Genomic DNA, 15060 nt, shown 5'->3' with positions numbered 1-15060 from the left:
AGACCGGGCCTACAAAATCGAGTAGGTCTGACAAACGAAGCGCCATCGGACATTAAGGCATTTGCGGCGGCGTAATGCCAAAATGGTTCCACGCCCGCACCGTCGCCATACGCCCACGCGGCGTACGCTGCAGAAAACCTTGCTGAATCAGATACGGCTCCAGCACGTCCTCAATGGTTTCACGCTCTTCCCCAATCGCTGCGGCCAGGTTATCCAGCCCAACCGGCCCGCCGAAGAATTTATCGATAACCGCCAGCAACAGCTTCCGGTCCATATAGTCGAACCCTTCCGCATCAACGTTGAGCATATCCAGCGCCTGCGCGGCAATGTCTGCCGAAATAGTGCCGTCATGCTTCACCTCGGCGAAATCACGCACGCGACGCAGCAGACGGTTGGCAATTCGCGGCGTGCCACGCGCGCGACGAGCCACTTCCAGCGCGCCCTCCTCGCTCATTTCCAGCCCCATATAACGCGCGCTGCGCCCCACAATGTGCTGAAGATCGGCAACCTGATAAAACTCCAGTCGCTGCACAATACCAAAGCGGTCACGCAGCGGAGAGGTTAACGACCCGGCGCGGGTTGTTGCGCCAATCAGGGTAAACGGCGGCAGATCGATTTTAATCGAGCGCGCAGCAGGCCCTTCGCCGATCATGATATCCAACTGATAGTCTTCCATAGCCGGATACAATACTTCTTCCACGACCGGCGATAAGCGATGGATCTCATCGATAAACAGAACGTCGTGAGGCTCAAGGTTAGTCAGCATTGCCGCTAAATCACCCGCTTTTTCCAACACCGGGCCGGACGTCGTGCGTAGATTAACGCCCATTTCATTGGCAACAATATTGGCAAGGGTGGTTTTTCCAAGGCCCGGAGGACCAAAGATCAGTAGATGGTCAAGGGCATCACCGCGCAACTTCGCCGCCTGGATAAAAATCTCCATTTGCGAGCGAACCTGAGGCTGGCCGATGTATTCATCCAGCAATTTGGGGCGGATCGCACGATCCACTATGTCTTCAGGTGTAGTGCTGGCAGCTGAAATCAGGCGGTCTGCTTCAATCATCCTTTACCTCACAATGCAGCGCGGAGCGCTTCACGAATCAGGGTTTCACTGCTGGCATCAGGGCGGGCTATTTTGCTCACCATACGGCTGGCTTCCTGTGGTTTATAGCCCAGCGCCACCAGCGCAGCAACGGCTTCCTGCTCGGCATCGTCCGTTGATGGACTTGTCGGAGACGTCAGCACCAGATCGGTCGCTGGCGTAAACAAATCGCCATGCAGTCCTTTAAAGCGGTCTTTCATTTCGACAATCAAACGCTCAGCGGTTTTCTTACCAATGCCAGGTAATTTAACCAGTGCGCCAAGCTCTTCGCGTTCAACGGCATTAACGAACTGCTGTGCAGACATACCAGAGAGGATCGCCAGCGCCAGTTTTGGCCCGACGCCGTTGGTTTTAATCAGCTCTTTAAACAGCGTGCGTTCTTGCTTGTTGTTGAAGCCATACAGCAACTGCGCGTCTTCACGCACCACAAAATGGGTGAAGATAATCGCTTCCTGCCCGGCTTCCGGCAACTCGTAGAAACAGGTCATCGGCATATGGACTTCATAGCCTACCCCGCCTGTTTCCAGAAGGACCAGCGGGGGTTGTTTTTCAATAATGATGCCTCTGAGTCTGCCTATCACGTGACGCTCCTGCGTTAAGGGCTGAAAGAGTAATGTTCTATAATAAAAAAAGGCTGGATAAATATCCAGATGAAAAACGTCTTTAGCGATTTGCCAGGCGCTTTATCGCCTGCGGGTACCGTTGCTGGCACGAACAAAATATACCGTATAATGATTATCGACTTTCTTTCGCCCCACCCGGATAACCTCCTGCCCGCGCGTCGTATGGCAAATTCGATAACCTCTACCGATAAATCGTAGCGCCTCTTCCCGATCCTGCGTTTCCAGTAACCGTTGATGAAGGCGATTAATAATACGCCAGGTCTCCAGCACCGGCAGGCGGGGATGCAGTTTATGGTGGACAAAGAGCGTCAGACTCATAAAAGCGGCGATTGACCAGATAGCGATTAAATAAAGTACAAAGCTGGCATTGAAAAAGAGATGATGGCAGAGTTTGGCTACGCTTGGATCGTTCTGGACAAATTGCACGCACATCACCCTTGCTGGCGGGTTTAGTTCTCTGTCGGTATGAAAAACGTAAGATTGATCTCCTTGCTGCCAGGTCGCGTCGTACGAATAGAAGCCCGCACACGTATCTCGCGCTAAATGACAATCACCGTTCATCTTGCGCTCAGCGGTGCTAACGTAATGAACGGCGGAAACGAGCCCGCTATCACGAACGCTGTTATGATAATAGCCATAATCGGTGAACAAAACATAGCCACTGAAAATGATCGGTACTATCCACAATCTATGTTTCATGGCCATTAGTTTACGCATATTCACCAGCAGCCCCCTAACCATTTATGCTGATTAATCAGAAGCCAATATTATTACAACAATACCAGTATAACCTGGCATATTGAATAATAACGTTACGGACAACACGGTTTAAGCTTGCTGAATTCAATTGCATACCGCCATGCTATTATGCTCAACATGCGTTAAACGACCATGACATAGCAAATATTGTGAAAAGTCGCCGTTCATTCCATCAAAATTTACAGCAGGAACACCTTCTGGGTAGCTGTAATAAATATTCACATAATCTTCACTACTAAAAATCGTCTGTCGTTTCGCCGTCAAGCCATAACCTTGTGCCGCAATATACTGGAAACAGTGACCGTTTGCGCCACAACTTACTCCATCATTAACAATATAAATATCAGCAGCGTTAAACTGTTGTTTTATCCGCTCCTGCCTGATTACACCCCAATTGCAGAGCAAAAATAACGCTACGCTCATCATCAGCCAGCCTGATTTATTTGCCGCCGTTATGGACCAGCATGCGATAAACCATGCGACCTGCACACACAAAACTAAGGTTTTATTTCCTGTAGCCAGGGGCCATTGATTAAAGACAAAAGTGATAACAATCGAGACAAACACCACCAGCATTCTGACACTTCGCGCCTTGATAGGGATAAATAAAAAGAACAGCGAAATAGTGCCTGGCTTCAATAAAAAAACGATTGCATTAGCCTCCGTTATATCAACAACCAGACAATAACATAAGCTCAGAAACAAATGCATGCTGATGCAAATACATACATAAGGCGGATAGAATAGTTTTCGTCTTCCCTGCGACTGTTTACCTTCCATTCCCCTTCCTTCTGATAAAATTAAGCGCTCTTATTTTTAACGCTGTAAGAAACACATTAATATCTCAAATGATTATAGACAACAGCATTCGTCAAGATAATTTATCAATAACCCATTCCTTGTCATGGCACGAATATAATGCTAATTATCTAACAGCGTAAAATAAAGGGCGTCATTTCAGAAAATCACTATGGAACGAGGGCATGAAAAAACATTATTCAACGCAATATGAAACCGGAGATATTGTCTTTACCTGTATAGGTGCTGCGCTTTTCGGCCAGATCTCAACCGCATCACAATGCTGGAGCAACCATGTTGGCATAATTATCGGCCACAACGGCGAAGACTATCTGGTGGCTGAAAGCCGCGTCCCTCTTTCAACCGTCACCACGCTATCGCTGTTTATTCAGCGTTCCGCTGAACAGCGTTATGCCGTTCGTCGCCTGCGCGGCGGCCTGACGGTCGAACAGAAACTCGCGATCATGGAGCAGATTCCTGCCCGGCTAAATAAATTTTATCACACGGGATTTAAATACGAGTCATCACGCCAGTTCTGTTCGAAATTTGTGTTTGATATCTACAAAGAAGCGTTGTGTATTCCGATAGGCGACGTCGAGACGTTTGAAGAATTGCTGCACAGCAACCCCGGTGCGAAGCTCACCTTCTGGAAACTGTGGTTTTTAGGTTCTATTCCCTGGGAGCGGAAAACGGTGACGCCAGCCAGTTTGTGGCATCATCCAAATTTAGAGCTGATTGACGAAAAGGGAATTGAAACGCCTCAGTCTTCAGAGACCGAGGCATCAAACTAACGTAATCGACCTCGCGCCAGATTCAATCTCGATTCGCTCATTTGCATGGCGTTCTGACTGACGTGGCAGTGGGTAATAGCAATCGCCAGCGCATCCGCGGCATCCGCCTGCGGGTTCGCCGGGAGTTTTAGCAACGTGCGCACCATGTGCTGCACCTGGCTTTTCTCCGCGCTACCGATACCCACCACGGTCTGTTTCACCTGACGTGCGGCGTATTCAAACACCGGAAGATCCTGGTTGACGGCGGCAACAATCGCCACGCCGCGCGCCTGCCCCAGCTTAAGCGCCGAATCGGCGTTTTTCGCCATAAACACCTGCTCAATGGCAAAGTAGTCTGGCTGAAACTGGGTGATGATTTCCGATACGCCTGCATAAATCAGCTTCAGGCGCGACGGTAAATCATCCACTTTCGTTCGAATGCATCCACTGCCCAGATAGGTCAACTGTCGACCGACCTGGCGAATCACGCCATAACCGGTGATGCGCGAGCCCGGGTCAATGCCGAGAATAATAGACATCACGCATCTCCTGTTATTTTATTGATCAACCACGTCATTCTAACGTAGCTGCAACCTCATCGGAGATTTCGCCGTTGTGGTAAACTTCCTGCACGTCATCGCAGTCTTCAAGCATATCGATCAGACGCATCAGTTTTGGTGCCGTTTCTGCATCCATGTCCGCTTTGGTGGATGGGATCATAGTGACTTCAGCGCTGTCCGCTTTCAGACCGGCAGCTTCCAGTGCGTCACGCACTTTGCCCATCTCTTCCCACGCGGTGTAGACGTCAATCGCGCCGTCGTCATAGGTCACAACATCTTCAGCACCGGCTTCCAGCGCCGCTTCCATGATAGTGTCTTCGTCGCCCTGCTCAAAAGAGATAACCCCTTTTTTGCTGAACAGATACGCAACAGAACCGTCGGTACCCAGGTTGCCACCGGTTTTGGTGAACGCATGGCGTACTTCCGCAACGGTACGGTTACGATTGTCAGACAGGCATTCAATCATGACCGCTGTACCGCCAGGACCGTAACCTTCATAAATGATGGTTTCCATGTTCGCATCATCGTCACCACCCACGCCACGTGCGATAGCACGGTTCAGGGTGTCACGCGTCATGTTGTTAGCCAGTGCTTTATCAACCGCTGCGCGCAGACGCGGGTTCGCATCCGGATCGCCGCCGCCAAGCTTAGCTGCCGTCACCAGTTCACGAATGATTTTGGTGAAAATTTTACCACGCTTAGCATCCTGCGCTGCTTTACGATGTCTGGTATTGGCCCATTTACTATGACCTGCCATAAATAATCTCTCCAAAAAGCGCGCCTTCTCAGGCGACGTTAATTACAAATTCTTCAATCGCCTGCCGGTTACTCCACGACTTGGTTAACTGCGCAGCTTCTGTCGCATTGACCCAACGATAGGTCAGATGTTCAGTGAACACGATCTCTCGTTCCGAGGGGAGTGCCAGGCAAAACCAGGATTCCGTATTCCGTTCGATTCCCGGTGCGTAGCGATGACGTAAATGGCTAAAAATCTCAAACTCCACCGTGCGCTGACAGTCAATTAAGGTCAGTTGCTCGCGGGCAACATCAATGGCGACCTCTTCCTTTACTTCGCGCATAGCGGCTTGCGACGCGGTTTCACCTTCTTCAAGGCTGCCGGTGACCGACTGCCAGAAATCAGGATCGTCGCGTCGCTGTAACATCAGCACTCTCCCGGTGTCCTTTGCATAAATTACGACTAACACCGAGACAGGCTGTTTGTACTTCATATCAGTTATTCTCGGCCTTCTTCACAACCTGAATGCCCAGTTCAGCCAGCGCAGCTTCGTTGGCAAAGCTTGGCGCTTCGGTCATCAGACACGCGGCAGCCGTGGTTTTCGGGAAGGCAATAACGTCACGAATATTATCGGTACCGGTCAGCAGCATGGTCAGACGATCCAGACCAAACGCCAGGCCCGCGTGCGGCGGAGTACCGTATTTCAGCGCGTCCAGCAGGAAGCCGAACTTCTCGCGCTGCTCTTGCTCGTTAATGCCCAGAATACCAAACACGGTTTGCTGCATGTCGCCATTGTGGATACGCACAGAACCGCCGCCCACTTCGTAGCCGTTGATAACCATATCGTAAGCGTTGGCAACAGCCTCTTCCGGCGCGGCTTTCAGCTCAGCGGCAGTCATGTCTTTCGGTGCGGTAAACGGATGGTGCATCGCGGTCAGGCCGCCTTCACCGTCGTCTTCAAACATCGGGAAGTCAATAACCCACAGCGGCGCCCATTTGGTCTCGTCGGTCAGGTTCAGATCTTTACCCAGTTTCAGACGCAGTGCGCCCATTGAGTCGGCAACCACTTTCTTGTTGTCGGCACCGAAGAAAATCATGTCACCGTCTTGTGCGCCAGTGCGCTCAAGAATCGCTTCGACAATTTCTGCGTTCAGGAACTTAGCCACAGGACTGGTGATCCCTTCCAGGCCTTTCGCACGTTCGGTGACCTTGATGTAAGCCAGGCCTTTTGCGCCGTAGATCTTGATGAAGTTACCGTAATCGTCGATCTGCTTACGGCTTAAGCTCGCCCCGCCCGGTACACGTAGCGCAGCTACGCGACCTTTCGCATCGTTAGCCGGGCCAGAGAAGACGGCGAAATCGACAGATTTCAGCAAGTCAGCAACGTCAACCAGTTCCATCGGGTTACGCAGGTCCGGTTTATCAGAACCGTAACGACGCTCAGCTTCGGCAAAGGTCATGATCGGGAAATCACCCAGATCCACACCTTTCACTTCCAGCCACAAATTACGTACTAACGCTTCCATCACTTCACGCACCTGCGGCGCGGTCATGAAAGAAGTCTCAACGTCGATCTGGGTAAATTCAGGCTGACGGTCCGCACGTAAGTCTTCGTCACGGAAGCATTTTACTATCTGATAGTAACGGTCAAAGCCGGACATCATCAGCAGCTGTTTAAACAGCTGCGGGGACTGCGGCAGCGCGTAGAATTTACCTTTATGTACGCGAGAAGGCACCAGATAGTCACGTGCGCCTTCCGGGGTTGCCTTGGTCAGCATCGGGGTTTCGATGTCGAGGAAACCGTGCTCGTCCATAAAGCGACGTACCAGGCTGGTAATTTTGGCGCGGGTTTTTAAACGCTGTGCCATTTCCGGGCGACGCAGATCCAGATAGCGATACTTCAGACGCGCTTCTTCGGTGTTAACGTGGTTAGAGTCCAGCGGCAGTGATTCTGAACGGTTGATGATAGTCAGAGAGGAAGCCAGAACTTCAATTTCGCCGGTCGCCATATCGGCGTTGACGTTTTTCGCGTCACGCGCACGCACGGTGCCCGTAACCTGGATGCAGAACTCATTACGCAGTTCGGAGGCCAGCTTTAACGCATCCGCACGGTCCGGATCGAAAAATACCTGCACGATACCTTCGCGGTCGCGCATATCGATAAAGATCAGGCTACCAAGATCACGACGACGGTTGACCCAACCACACAGAGTCACCTGCTGCCCCTCGTGGGACAGACGTAGCTGTCCGCAATATTCTGTACGCATGAGATATCCCTTAACTTTGCCGCAGGCGGATTGTCACCTGCCTTGCAGATGACTAAGTCGCAGCTTTAGCTGAATGTCACAACTGAATGAAAAAAGGCGGCTATTATACTGGAAATTCTGCCGCACGATAAGTCCGGTACTGACTGTACGCGTGTTTCCTACGCGGGTATTGCGTAATCTCACAAAAAATAACAAAAATTGTCGCCCCTTTCACACACAATCGCGATTAAGGTGTAACGGAATTCTTTTTTTACTGGAGCCACCATGCTGGAACTGAACGCTAAAACAACCGCCCTTGTCGTTATTGACCTGCAGGAAGGGATCCTGCCCTTCGCCGGCGGCCCTCATTCGGCAAGCGACGTGGTTACCCGCGCCGCGCGTCTGGCGGAACACTTCCGTGCTCAGGGTTCACCGGTAGTGATGGTTCGCGTCGGCTGGTCTGACGATTACGCAGAGGCCCTGAAACAGCCGGTTGACGCCCAGGCTGCGGCAAAAGCGCTTCCCGCAAACTGGTGGGATTATCCAACGGCGCTGGGTAAACACGCCAGTGACATTGAGATCACCAAACGCCAGTGGGGCGCATTTTACGGCACCGACCTCGAGCTACAGCTGCGCCGTCGGGGCGTTGATACTATTGTCTTGTGCGGCATCTCCACCAACATCGGCGTTGAATCCACGGCGCGTAACGCCTGGGAGCTGGGCTTTAACCTGGTGATTGCCGAAGATGCCTGCAGCGCGGCCAGTGCCGATCAGCATCAGGGCAGCATGGCGCATATCTTCCCGCGCATAGCGCGTGTGCGCAGCGTCGACGAGATCCTGCACGCGCTATGATTTATATCGGCTTGCCGCAGTGGTCGCACCCAAAGTGGGTGCGCCTGGGGATCACCAGCCTTGAAGAATATGCCCGCCATTTTAACTGTGTGGAGGGTAACACCACGCTTTACGCACTGCCAAAAGCCGAGATTGTTGCACGCTGGCTGGCGCAAACCTCCGACGACTTTCGCTTCTGCTTTAAATTTCCGGCCACCATTTCGCACCAGGCCGCGCTGCGTAACTGTGATGATTTGGTGCAGGAATTTTTAACCCGTATGTCGCCGCTGGAAACCCGTATCGGAGAGTACTGGTTGCAGTTGCCCGCCACCTTTTCCCCACGCGACCTCCCTGCTCTGTGGGCATTTCTCGATGCACTGCCCACATCGTTTACCTACGGTGTTGAGGTTCGTCATCCTGAATTCTTTGCCAAAGGTGAAGCCGAGCAGCTATTCAATCGTGGTTTACACGAGCGCGGAGTCAATCGGGTGATTTTAGACAGTCGCCCGGTGCATGCTGCAATTCCGCATACTGAAGCGATACGTGATGCCCAGCGCAAAAAACCGAAAGTCCCGGTACATGCCGTGGTGACGGCAAACAATCCGATGGTGCGCTTTATCGGCAGCGATGATATGGCGCAGAACCGGGAATTATTCGCGGCCTGGCTTAAAAAACTGCCGCTCTGGGCACAGACCACGACGCCGTATCTTTTTTTGCATACGCCGGATATCGCGCAGGCTCCAGAGCTTGTTGATACGCTATGGGCAGATTTACGCAGTGCTCTGCCAGAGATCGGATCAGCACCGTCTATTCCACAGCAATCTTCTCTTTTCTGAAAATGCCACCTATCATAGTCAATGCCAGCAGCCATTTTAAAAGGGAGTTTGTATGGTAAGCGCGCTGTATGCCGTATTGGGTGCGTTATTGTTAATAAAGTTCTCTTTTGACGTTGTTCGCCTGCGCATGCAATACCGCGTTGCCTATGGTGACGGCGGCTTCAGCGAACTGCAAAGCGCCATCCGCATTCACGGTAATGCGGTGGAATATATTCCCGTCGCATTAGTGCTGCTGTTATTTATGGAAATGAACGGCGCAGAAACGTGGATGGTGCATATTTGCGGGCTGATGTTAATTGCCGGTCGGCTGATGCATTATTACGGATTCCACCACCGGCTTTTCCGCTGGCGTCGTTCCGGCATGAGCGCGACCTGGTGTTCGCTGTTGCTAATGGTGCTGGCGAATCTTTGGTATATGCCCTGGGAGTTGGTTTTCTCCCTGCATTAGCGCACAATACGCCACTTTATTTTTCCCGGATTTTTACGTTATGTCTCACCGCGACACGCTTTTTTCTGCGCCTATCGCCAGTCTGGGTGACTGGACCTTTGATGAACGGGTAGCTGAAGTCTTCCCGGATATGATCCAGCGTTCCGTTCCTGGTTACTCCAACATCATTTCTATGATTGGTATGCTGGCCGAACGTTTCGTGCAACCCAACACGCAGGTCTACGATCTGGGCTGTTCTCTGGGTGCGGCGACGCTCTCGGTGCGTCGCAATATTCAGCATGACAACTGTAAAATTATCGCCGTTGATAACTCCCCGGCGATGGTTGAACGCTGCCGCCGTCATATTGACGCATATAAAGCCCCCATTCCGGTCGAGGTTGTCGAAGGGGATATTCGCAACATCACTATCGAAAACGCTTCAATGGTGGTGCTGAATTTTACCCTGCAATTCCTTGAGCCACCGGAGCGCCAGGCATTGTTGGATAAGATTTATCAGGGACTGAATCCCGGCGGCGCACTGGTGCTGTCAGAAAAATTCAGTTTCGAAGATACAACGGTTGGCGAACTGCTGTTCAACATGCACCACGACTTCAAGCGGGCAAATGGCTACAGCGAACTGGAAATCAGCCAGAAGCGCAGCATGCTGGAAAACGTGATGCTGACCGACTCGGTCGAAACGCACAAAGCGCGTCTGCATCAGGCGGGTTTTGAGCACAGCGAACTGTGGTTCCAGTGCTTCAACTTTGGTTCCCTGGTAGCGCTGAAAGCTGAGGTAGCGGCATGATCGAGTTTGGTAACTTTTATCAGCTAATTGCCAAAAATCACCTTTCTCATTGGCTGGAAACCCTCCCGGCACAAATTGCAACCTGGCAGCGCGATCAGCACGGCCTGTTTAAGCAATGGTCGAACGCGGTAGAGTTTCTGCCCGAACTGACGCCGCATCGTCTGGATCTACTGCACAGCGTGACCGCTGAAAGCAAAGAGCCGCTCAGCGACGGTCAGATTAAACGCATTGATACGTTGATGCGTAATCTGATGCCATGGCGTAAAGGGCCGTACTCGCTGTATGGCGTCAATATCGATACCGAATGGCGTTCTGACTGGAAATGGGATCGGGTACTGCCGCATTTATCCGACCTGACCGGACGGACCATTCTTGATGTCGGCTGCGGCAGCGGGTATCACATGTGGCGCATGATTGGCGCGGGCGCGCATCTGGCTGTCGGTATCGATCCGACTCAACTGTTTTTGTGTCAGTTCGAAGCCGTGCGCAAATTGCTGGGCAACGACCAGCGCGCACATTTGCTGCCGCTGGGTATTGAACAGCTTCCGGCACTGAATGCGTTTGATACCGTTTTCTCGATGGGCGTGCTCTATCACCGCCGTTCCCCGCTGGAACATCTCTGGCAGCTAAAAGATCAGCTGGTAAAAGACGGTGAACTGGTACTGGAAACGCTGGTCGTTGAAGGCGACGAAAATACCGTGCTGGTGCCGGGCGATCGCTACGCGCAGATGCGCAATGTCTACTTTATTCCGTCTGCGCTGGCGTTAAAAAATTGGATGGAGAAATGCGGTTTTGTCGATGTGCGCATTGCCGACGTGTGTGTGACCACTACCGAAGAACAACGTCGCACTGAATGGATGATTACCGAATCGTTGGCTGATTTCCTCGACCCGAACGACCACAGCAAAACGGTCGAAGGCTACCCCGCCCCATTACGCGCGGTATTGATCGCACGTAAGCCCTAGTCATTTTTGACTGGTGGCACATTTTCTCCAAAATAGTTCAAGTTGCAGCAAGGCAGCCAACACCGCTGCGGCTTGAAATATGAAAGATAAAAAAAGGCCCCTGTTGAAATGGCAGGGGCCTGGTACGAGCAAGCATCATATTGGGCGACATGATGCAACGGTAAAAATCAGCTGGCTTGATGGAGTGCAATAATCGCTTTCATTTCAGCAACCGCCGCCCCGTCTACCGCATAGCGAGAATATTCATCCGCTTGCGCATCCGAAGACATCGACAACCCCGCATTGCGATAACGCATGGGTGAAGCCATCCATACTCCGGCAGAACTGTGGACTTCCTGCACTCCGGCGTCGAGAAACTGCGACACATTCGCGGCGCGAACCCCCGCTCCGGCCATAATGATTGGAGCACCGGGCTGTGCAATAAGTTCCATTATTTTTGTTAAACCTTGCTGCGCGTCTGATTTTTGCCCGGAAGTCAGCACTCTGGCGACCCCCAACTCAGATAAATTTTTCAGCGCATTTAATGGGTTGGCACACATATCAAAGGCCCGATGAAACGTAACCTTTAGCGGACCGGCGATCGCCATAATTTTTTCCATACGCAGCATATCGACGTTGCCATCAACATCCAATAACCCGGTCACCAGCCCGGAGAACCCAAGTTCTCTGACCATGGCAATATCATCAAGCATGGCGGCAAATTCACCGTCGGTATAGCAAAAATCTCCCCCGCGCGGGCGGATAATCGGATTGACGGGAATATCGATATGTTGACGTACAGTACGCAATACGCCCAGCGACGGCGTTAAGCCCCCTTCTTTGGGCGCCGAGCACAATTCAATACGATCCGCGCCATTTTGCTGCGCCGTCAGCGCACACTCCATGCTGTAACAGCAGATTTCCAGCAGTGCCATGCTTACTCCTGTTGTTCGCTTGCCACAATCGTTTCAATTGACCACGGATGAAACTTAATGGTCACGCTGCCATCGCTGACCGCCAGCGTCGGATTCGGTAAACGCTCACGCTCGCCTTTCGGCGAACTGGTTTTGACAAAGATCCCGGGCTGACTCAATCCTTCATCGGAAAGCAACGCCAGCGCCCGCGCATTTAGCGTTTCCGGGTCGCCCGGCAGAACAATTTCAATATGTTCCCAACCCTCGTGCGGGTAGCGTTTTTCACCCGGCCATGGTAATTCCACAATAGAAAACTGCCAGTGTGCCACGCAAACCGGCTCATCCAGTTTGAACAGGCAAATCGGTCTGCCGTTGATAATATTTTCCGACAGCAGCTCGCCGCACTGTTCAAACCCGCGACGCCAGCGCTCTGCGGTCGTATTCTGATGGCAGCGCAAAGAGATGTGATCGGCGTCAAGCGGTGCGACATCCAGACCCAGACGGGTGGAAAGTTCTGTTAACGCCTGAGTGAAATGTCCTACATCTGCCGAAATATCATGCAGTTCAGCAACAGTTTGCCAGTTCGCCATATTGAATGCTCATATCCATGTTCAAAGCCGATAATTTACTCTGTTGCGCAGTCCCATCCAACCGATGATTTTTTCGAACGTCATATGAATAATTATACGCAATGGCATTGTTTATATTTCAGGCTGCTGGCGGTGCTCGCAATGCTGACGACAACGGGCATTTGCAGTATACTCCCGCCCTAAATTCTTAAACTGGTGCGGTGAATTTTAATCCGCTTCATAAATGTAAGGTATTCCGGTGAATATTCAGGCTCTTCTCTCAGAAAAAGTCCGTCAGGCCATGATTGCTGCAGGTGCGCCTGCAGATTGCGAACCTCAGGTTCGTCAGTCAGCAAAAGTACAGTTCGGCGACTATCAGGCCAACGGCATGATGGCAGTTGCTAAAAAACTGGGTATGGCGCCGCGACAACTGGCTGAGCAGGTACTGACTCATCTGGATCTCAACGGGATTGCCAGCAAGGTCGAAATCGCTGGTCCGGGCTTTATCAATATTTTCCTCGACCCGGCATTCCTGGCACAGCACGTGCAGCAGGCGCTGACGTCCGATCGTCTGGGCGTAGCACAGCCTGAGAAGCAGACTATCGTTGTTGACTACTCTGCGCCAAACGTGGCGAAAGAGATGCACGTAGGTCACCTGCGCTCCACCATCATCGGTGATGCCGCTGTCCGGACGCTGGAATTTCTCGGTCATAAGGTCATTCGCGCAAACCACGTTGGCGACTGGGGTACCCAGTTCGGTATGCTCATCGCGTGGCTGGAAAAGCAGCAACAGGAAAATGCCGGAGAGATGGCGTTAGCCGATCTTGAAGGTTTTTACCGCGATGCGAAAAAACATTACGACGAAGATGAAGAATTCGCAGAGCGTGCCCGTAGCTATGTAGTGAAATTACAGGGTGGCGATACTTATTTCCGCGAAATGTGGCGCAAACTGGTCGACATTACCATGTCGCAAAACCAGCTTACCTACGATCGTCTGAACGTCACTCTGACCCGCGACGATGTGATGGGTGAAAGCCTGTACAACCCGATGCTGCCAGGCATTGTTGCCGACCTGAAAGCCAAAGGTCTGGCCGTTGAGAGCGAAGGCGCTACCGTCGTATTCCTTGATGAGTATAAGAACAAGGAAGGTGAACCGATGGGCGTCATCATTCAGAAGAAAGATGGCGGCTATTTGTACACCACTACCGACATCGCCTGCGCTAAATATCGTTACGAAACGCTGCATGCCGATCGCGTGTTGTATTACATCGACTCCCGTCAGCATCAGCATCTAATGCAGGCATGGACCATCGTGCGTAAAGCCGGTTATGTGCCGGACTCCGTACCGCTGGAACACCACATGTTCGGCATGATGCTCGGCAAAGACGGTAAACCGTTCAAAACGCGTGCTGGCGGCACGGTCAAACTGGCCGATCTGCTGGATGAAGCGCTGGAGCGCGCACGTCGTCTGGTGGCAGAGAAGAACCCGGACATGCCTGCCGACGAGCTGGAAAAACTGGCGAATGCGGTCGGTATCGGCGCGGTGAAGTATGCGGATTTGTCAAAAAACCGTACCACCGATTACATCTTCGACTGGGACAACATGCTGGCGTTCGAAGGCAATACCGCGCCGTACATGCAGTATGCCTACACCCGCGTACTGTCCGTGTTCCGTAAAGCGGATATCGACGAAAGCGCACTTGCCAACGCCAGCGTCATCATCAGTGAAGATCGTGAAGCCCAGCTGGCAGCGCGTCTGCTGCAGTTTGAAGAGACGCTGACCGTTGTCGCACGTGAAGGCACGCCGCACGTCATGTGTGCCTACCTGTACGATCTTGCCGGCCTGTTCTCTGGCTTCTACGAACATTGCCCGATCCTCAGCGCTGAGAACGAAGACATTCGTAACAGCCGCCTGAAGCTGGCGCAGCTGACGGCGAAAACGCTGAAGCTGGGTCTGGATACGCTGGGTATCGAAACCGTAGAACGCATGTAAGTGCGCAAATAAATCAGGCCTGAGTTCGGATAACGCACTCAGGCCTTTTTTATTGCCGTAAAGGGCAATCTGTAACAACTCACAAGGAATGACACATTTCCGTAGAGATATGGAACATATTTTGTCTGTCATCCCGAATAAGCCTCC

17 protein-coding genes are annotated in these 15060 nt (G+C 52.0%); 7 read left to right on the top strand and 10 right to left on the bottom strand.

What is annotated here, in order from left to right; translation table 11 throughout:
• Positions 1-52: 52 nt before the first annotated feature.
• The 4 genes from ruvB to JQ822_RS04730 all read right to left on the bottom strand — a co-directional run bounded on the left by ruvB (position 53) and on the right by JQ822_RS04730 (position 3264).
• On the bottom strand, positions 53-1063 hold the full coding sequence (gene ruvB / locus JQ822_RS04745; protein ID WP_213132482.1) for a Holliday junction branch migration DNA helicase RuvB: 1011 nt from the start codon (positions 1061-1063) through the stop codon (positions 53-55).
• Positions 1064-1071: 8 nt separating this feature from the next.
• A complete protein-coding gene (ruvA, locus tag JQ822_RS04740; protein WP_213132481.1) occupies positions 1072-1683 on the bottom strand; it encodes a Holliday junction branch migration protein RuvA in 612 nt (203 codons plus the stop codon).
• A gap of 102 nt (positions 1684-1785) precedes the next feature.
• Positions 1786-2448: a hypothetical protein gene (locus JQ822_RS04735; protein ID WP_213132480.1), complete on the bottom strand. Its 663-nt coding sequence runs from the start codon at positions 2446-2448 to the stop codon at positions 1786-1788.
• A 120-nt stretch (positions 2449-2568) separates the two neighbouring features.
• Positions 2569-3264: a hypothetical protein gene (locus JQ822_RS04730; protein ID WP_213132479.1), complete on the bottom strand. Its 696-nt coding sequence runs from the start codon at positions 3262-3264 to the stop codon at positions 2569-2571.
• Positions 3265-3467: 203 nt separating this feature from the next.
• On the opposite strand from JQ822_RS04730, the gene JQ822_RS04725 reads away from it, so the two are divergent.
• Positions 3468-4073, top strand: a complete 606-nt coding sequence (locus JQ822_RS04725) for a YebB family permuted papain-like enzyme (RefSeq protein ID WP_213132478.1) — start codon at positions 3468-3470, stop codon at positions 4071-4073.
• On the opposite strand, the gene ruvC is transcribed toward JQ822_RS04725, so the two are convergent.
• Genes ruvC through aspS form a run of 4 tightly spaced genes read right to left on the bottom strand, consistent with a single transcriptional unit; the run spans position 4070 to position 7615 of the window.
• The gene (ruvC, locus tag JQ822_RS04720) at positions 4070-4591 is read right to left on the bottom strand and encodes a crossover junction endodeoxyribonuclease RuvC (RefSeq protein ID WP_006176048.1); all 522 of its coding nucleotides are present in this window, start codon (positions 4589-4591) and stop codon (positions 4070-4072) included. The two genes, JQ822_RS04725 and ruvC, sit on opposite strands and share 4 nt — an antisense overlap.
• Positions 4592-4625: 34 nt before the next feature.
• Positions 4626-5369, bottom strand: coding sequence for a YebC/PmpR family DNA-binding transcriptional regulator (locus JQ822_RS04715; RefSeq protein WP_213132477.1), 744 nt, complete (start codon positions 5367-5369; stop codon positions 4626-4628).
• 28 nt (positions 5370-5397) lie between these two features.
• Positions 5398-5841 carry a dihydroneopterin triphosphate diphosphatase gene (nudB, locus tag JQ822_RS04710; RefSeq protein WP_213132476.1) on the bottom strand — a complete coding sequence of 148 codons (444 nt, stop codon included), beginning with the start codon at positions 5839-5841 and terminating at the stop codon, positions 5398-5400.
• Between the two features lies 1 nt (position 5842).
• On the bottom strand, positions 5843-7615 hold the full coding sequence (gene aspS, locus JQ822_RS04705; RefSeq protein WP_213132475.1) for an aspartate--tRNA ligase: 1773 nt from the start codon (positions 7613-7615) through the stop codon (positions 5843-5845).
• Between the two features lie 264 nt (positions 7616-7879).
• Here aspS and JQ822_RS04700 point away from each other — a divergent pair, with 264 nt between their 5' ends.
• The 5 genes from JQ822_RS04700 to cmoB are packed head-to-tail and all read left to right on the top strand — an operon-like array spanning position 7880 to position 11458.
• On the top strand, positions 7880-8446 hold the full coding sequence (locus JQ822_RS04700; protein ID WP_213132474.1) for a hydrolase: 567 nt from the start codon (positions 7880-7882) through the stop codon (positions 8444-8446).
• Complete coding sequence (locus JQ822_RS04695; RefSeq protein WP_213132473.1) at positions 8443-9261, top strand: DUF72 domain-containing protein; 819 nt, start codon at positions 8443-8445, stop codon at positions 9259-9261. Before JQ822_RS04700 ends, JQ822_RS04695 begins: the two co-directional genes overlap by 4 nt.
• Before the next feature lie 52 nt (positions 9262-9313).
• Positions 9314-9709, top strand: a complete 396-nt coding sequence (locus JQ822_RS04690; protein ID WP_003833847.1) for an MAPEG family protein — start codon at positions 9314-9316, stop codon at positions 9707-9709.
• Between the two features lie 40 nt (positions 9710-9749).
• On the top strand, positions 9750-10493 hold the full coding sequence (cmoA, locus tag JQ822_RS04685; RefSeq protein ID WP_213132472.1) for a carboxy-S-adenosyl-L-methionine synthase CmoA: 744 nt from the start codon (positions 9750-9752) through the stop codon (positions 10491-10493).
• Positions 10490-11458 (top strand): tRNA 5-methoxyuridine(34)/uridine 5-oxyacetic acid(34) synthase CmoB, encoded by a 969-nt coding sequence (cmoB, locus tag JQ822_RS04680; protein WP_213132471.1) that lies wholly within the window; start codon positions 10490-10492, stop codon positions 11456-11458. Before cmoA ends, cmoB begins: the two co-directional genes overlap by 4 nt.
• A 167-nt stretch (positions 11459-11625) precedes the next feature.
• On the opposite strand, the gene cutC is transcribed toward cmoB, so the two are convergent.
• Together cutC and JQ822_RS04670 are read right to left on the bottom strand one after the other, a co-directional pair.
• Positions 11626-12372, bottom strand: a complete 747-nt coding sequence (cutC, locus tag JQ822_RS04675) for a copper homeostasis protein CutC (protein WP_213132470.1) — start codon at positions 12370-12372, stop codon at positions 11626-11628.
• A 2-nt stretch (positions 12373-12374) separates the two neighbouring features.
• Positions 12375-12941 (bottom strand): VOC family protein, encoded by a 567-nt coding sequence (locus tag JQ822_RS04670; RefSeq protein WP_213132469.1) that lies wholly within the window; start codon positions 12939-12941, stop codon positions 12375-12377.
• A gap of 238 nt (positions 12942-13179) precedes the next feature.
• On the opposite strand from JQ822_RS04670, the gene argS reads away from it, so the two are divergent.
• A complete protein-coding gene (argS, locus tag JQ822_RS04665; RefSeq protein ID WP_213132468.1) occupies positions 13180-14913 on the top strand; it encodes an arginine--tRNA ligase in 1734 nt (577 codons plus the stop codon).
• Positions 14914-15060: the final 147 nt, after the last annotated feature.

It is taken from the genome of Citrobacter sp. FP75, from assembly GCF_018342065.1.
In the GTDB taxonomy this organism is placed as follows: domain Bacteria; phylum Pseudomonadota; class Gammaproteobacteria; order Enterobacterales; family Enterobacteriaceae; genus Citrobacter.
Note: the sequence above shows the minus strand (reverse complement) of the source record. Positions and strands in the feature narration are given on the sequence as shown.

What these genes read in the sequence shown, in the direction of transcription:
- cmoB (WP_213132471.1), top strand. Translation starts at nt 10,490, where the DNA reads ATGATCGAGTTTGGTAACTTTTATCAGCTAATTGCCAAAAATCACCTT.
- JQ822_RS04695 (WP_213132473.1), top strand. Translation starts at nt 8,443, where the DNA reads ATGATTTATATCGGCTTGCCGCAGTGGTCGCACCCAAAGTGGGTGCGC.
- JQ822_RS04670 (WP_213132469.1), bottom strand. Translation starts at nt 12,941, where the DNA reads ATGGCGAACTGGCAAACTGTTGCTGAACTGCATGATATTTCGGCAGAT.
- cutC (WP_213132470.1), bottom strand. Translation starts at nt 12,372, where the DNA reads ATGGCACTGCTGGAAATCTGCTGTTACAGCATGGAGTGTGCGCTGACG.
- nudB (WP_213132476.1), bottom strand. Translation starts at nt 5,841, where the DNA reads ATGAAGTACAAACAGCCTGTCTCGGTGTTAGTCGTAATTTATGCAAAG.
- JQ822_RS04700 (WP_213132474.1), top strand. Translation starts at nt 7,880, where the DNA reads ATGCTGGAACTGAACGCTAAAACAACCGCCCTTGTCGTTATTGACCTG.
- ruvB (WP_213132482.1), bottom strand. Translation starts at nt 1,063, where the DNA reads ATGATTGAAGCAGACCGCCTGATTTCAGCTGCCAGCACTACACCTGAA.
- cmoA (WP_213132472.1), top strand. Translation starts at nt 9,750, where the DNA reads ATGTCTCACCGCGACACGCTTTTTTCTGCGCCTATCGCCAGTCTGGGT.
- aspS (WP_213132475.1), bottom strand. Translation starts at nt 7,615, where the DNA reads ATGCGTACAGAATATTGCGGACAGCTACGTCTGTCCCACGAGGGGCAG.
- JQ822_RS04725 (WP_213132478.1), top strand. Translation starts at nt 3,468, where the DNA reads ATGAAAAAACATTATTCAACGCAATATGAAACCGGAGATATTGTCTTT.
- ruvC (WP_006176048.1), bottom strand. Translation starts at nt 4,591, where the DNA reads ATGTCTATTATTCTCGGCATTGACCCGGGCTCGCGCATCACCGGTTAT.
- JQ822_RS04690 (WP_003833847.1), top strand. Translation starts at nt 9,314, where the DNA reads ATGGTAAGCGCGCTGTATGCCGTATTGGGTGCGTTATTGTTAATAAAG.
- JQ822_RS04730 (WP_213132479.1), bottom strand. Translation starts at nt 3,264, where the DNA reads ATGGAAGGTAAACAGTCGCAGGGAAGACGAAAACTATTCTATCCGCCT.
- JQ822_RS04715 (WP_213132477.1), bottom strand. Translation starts at nt 5,369, where the DNA reads ATGGCAGGTCATAGTAAATGGGCCAATACCAGACATCGTAAAGCAGCG.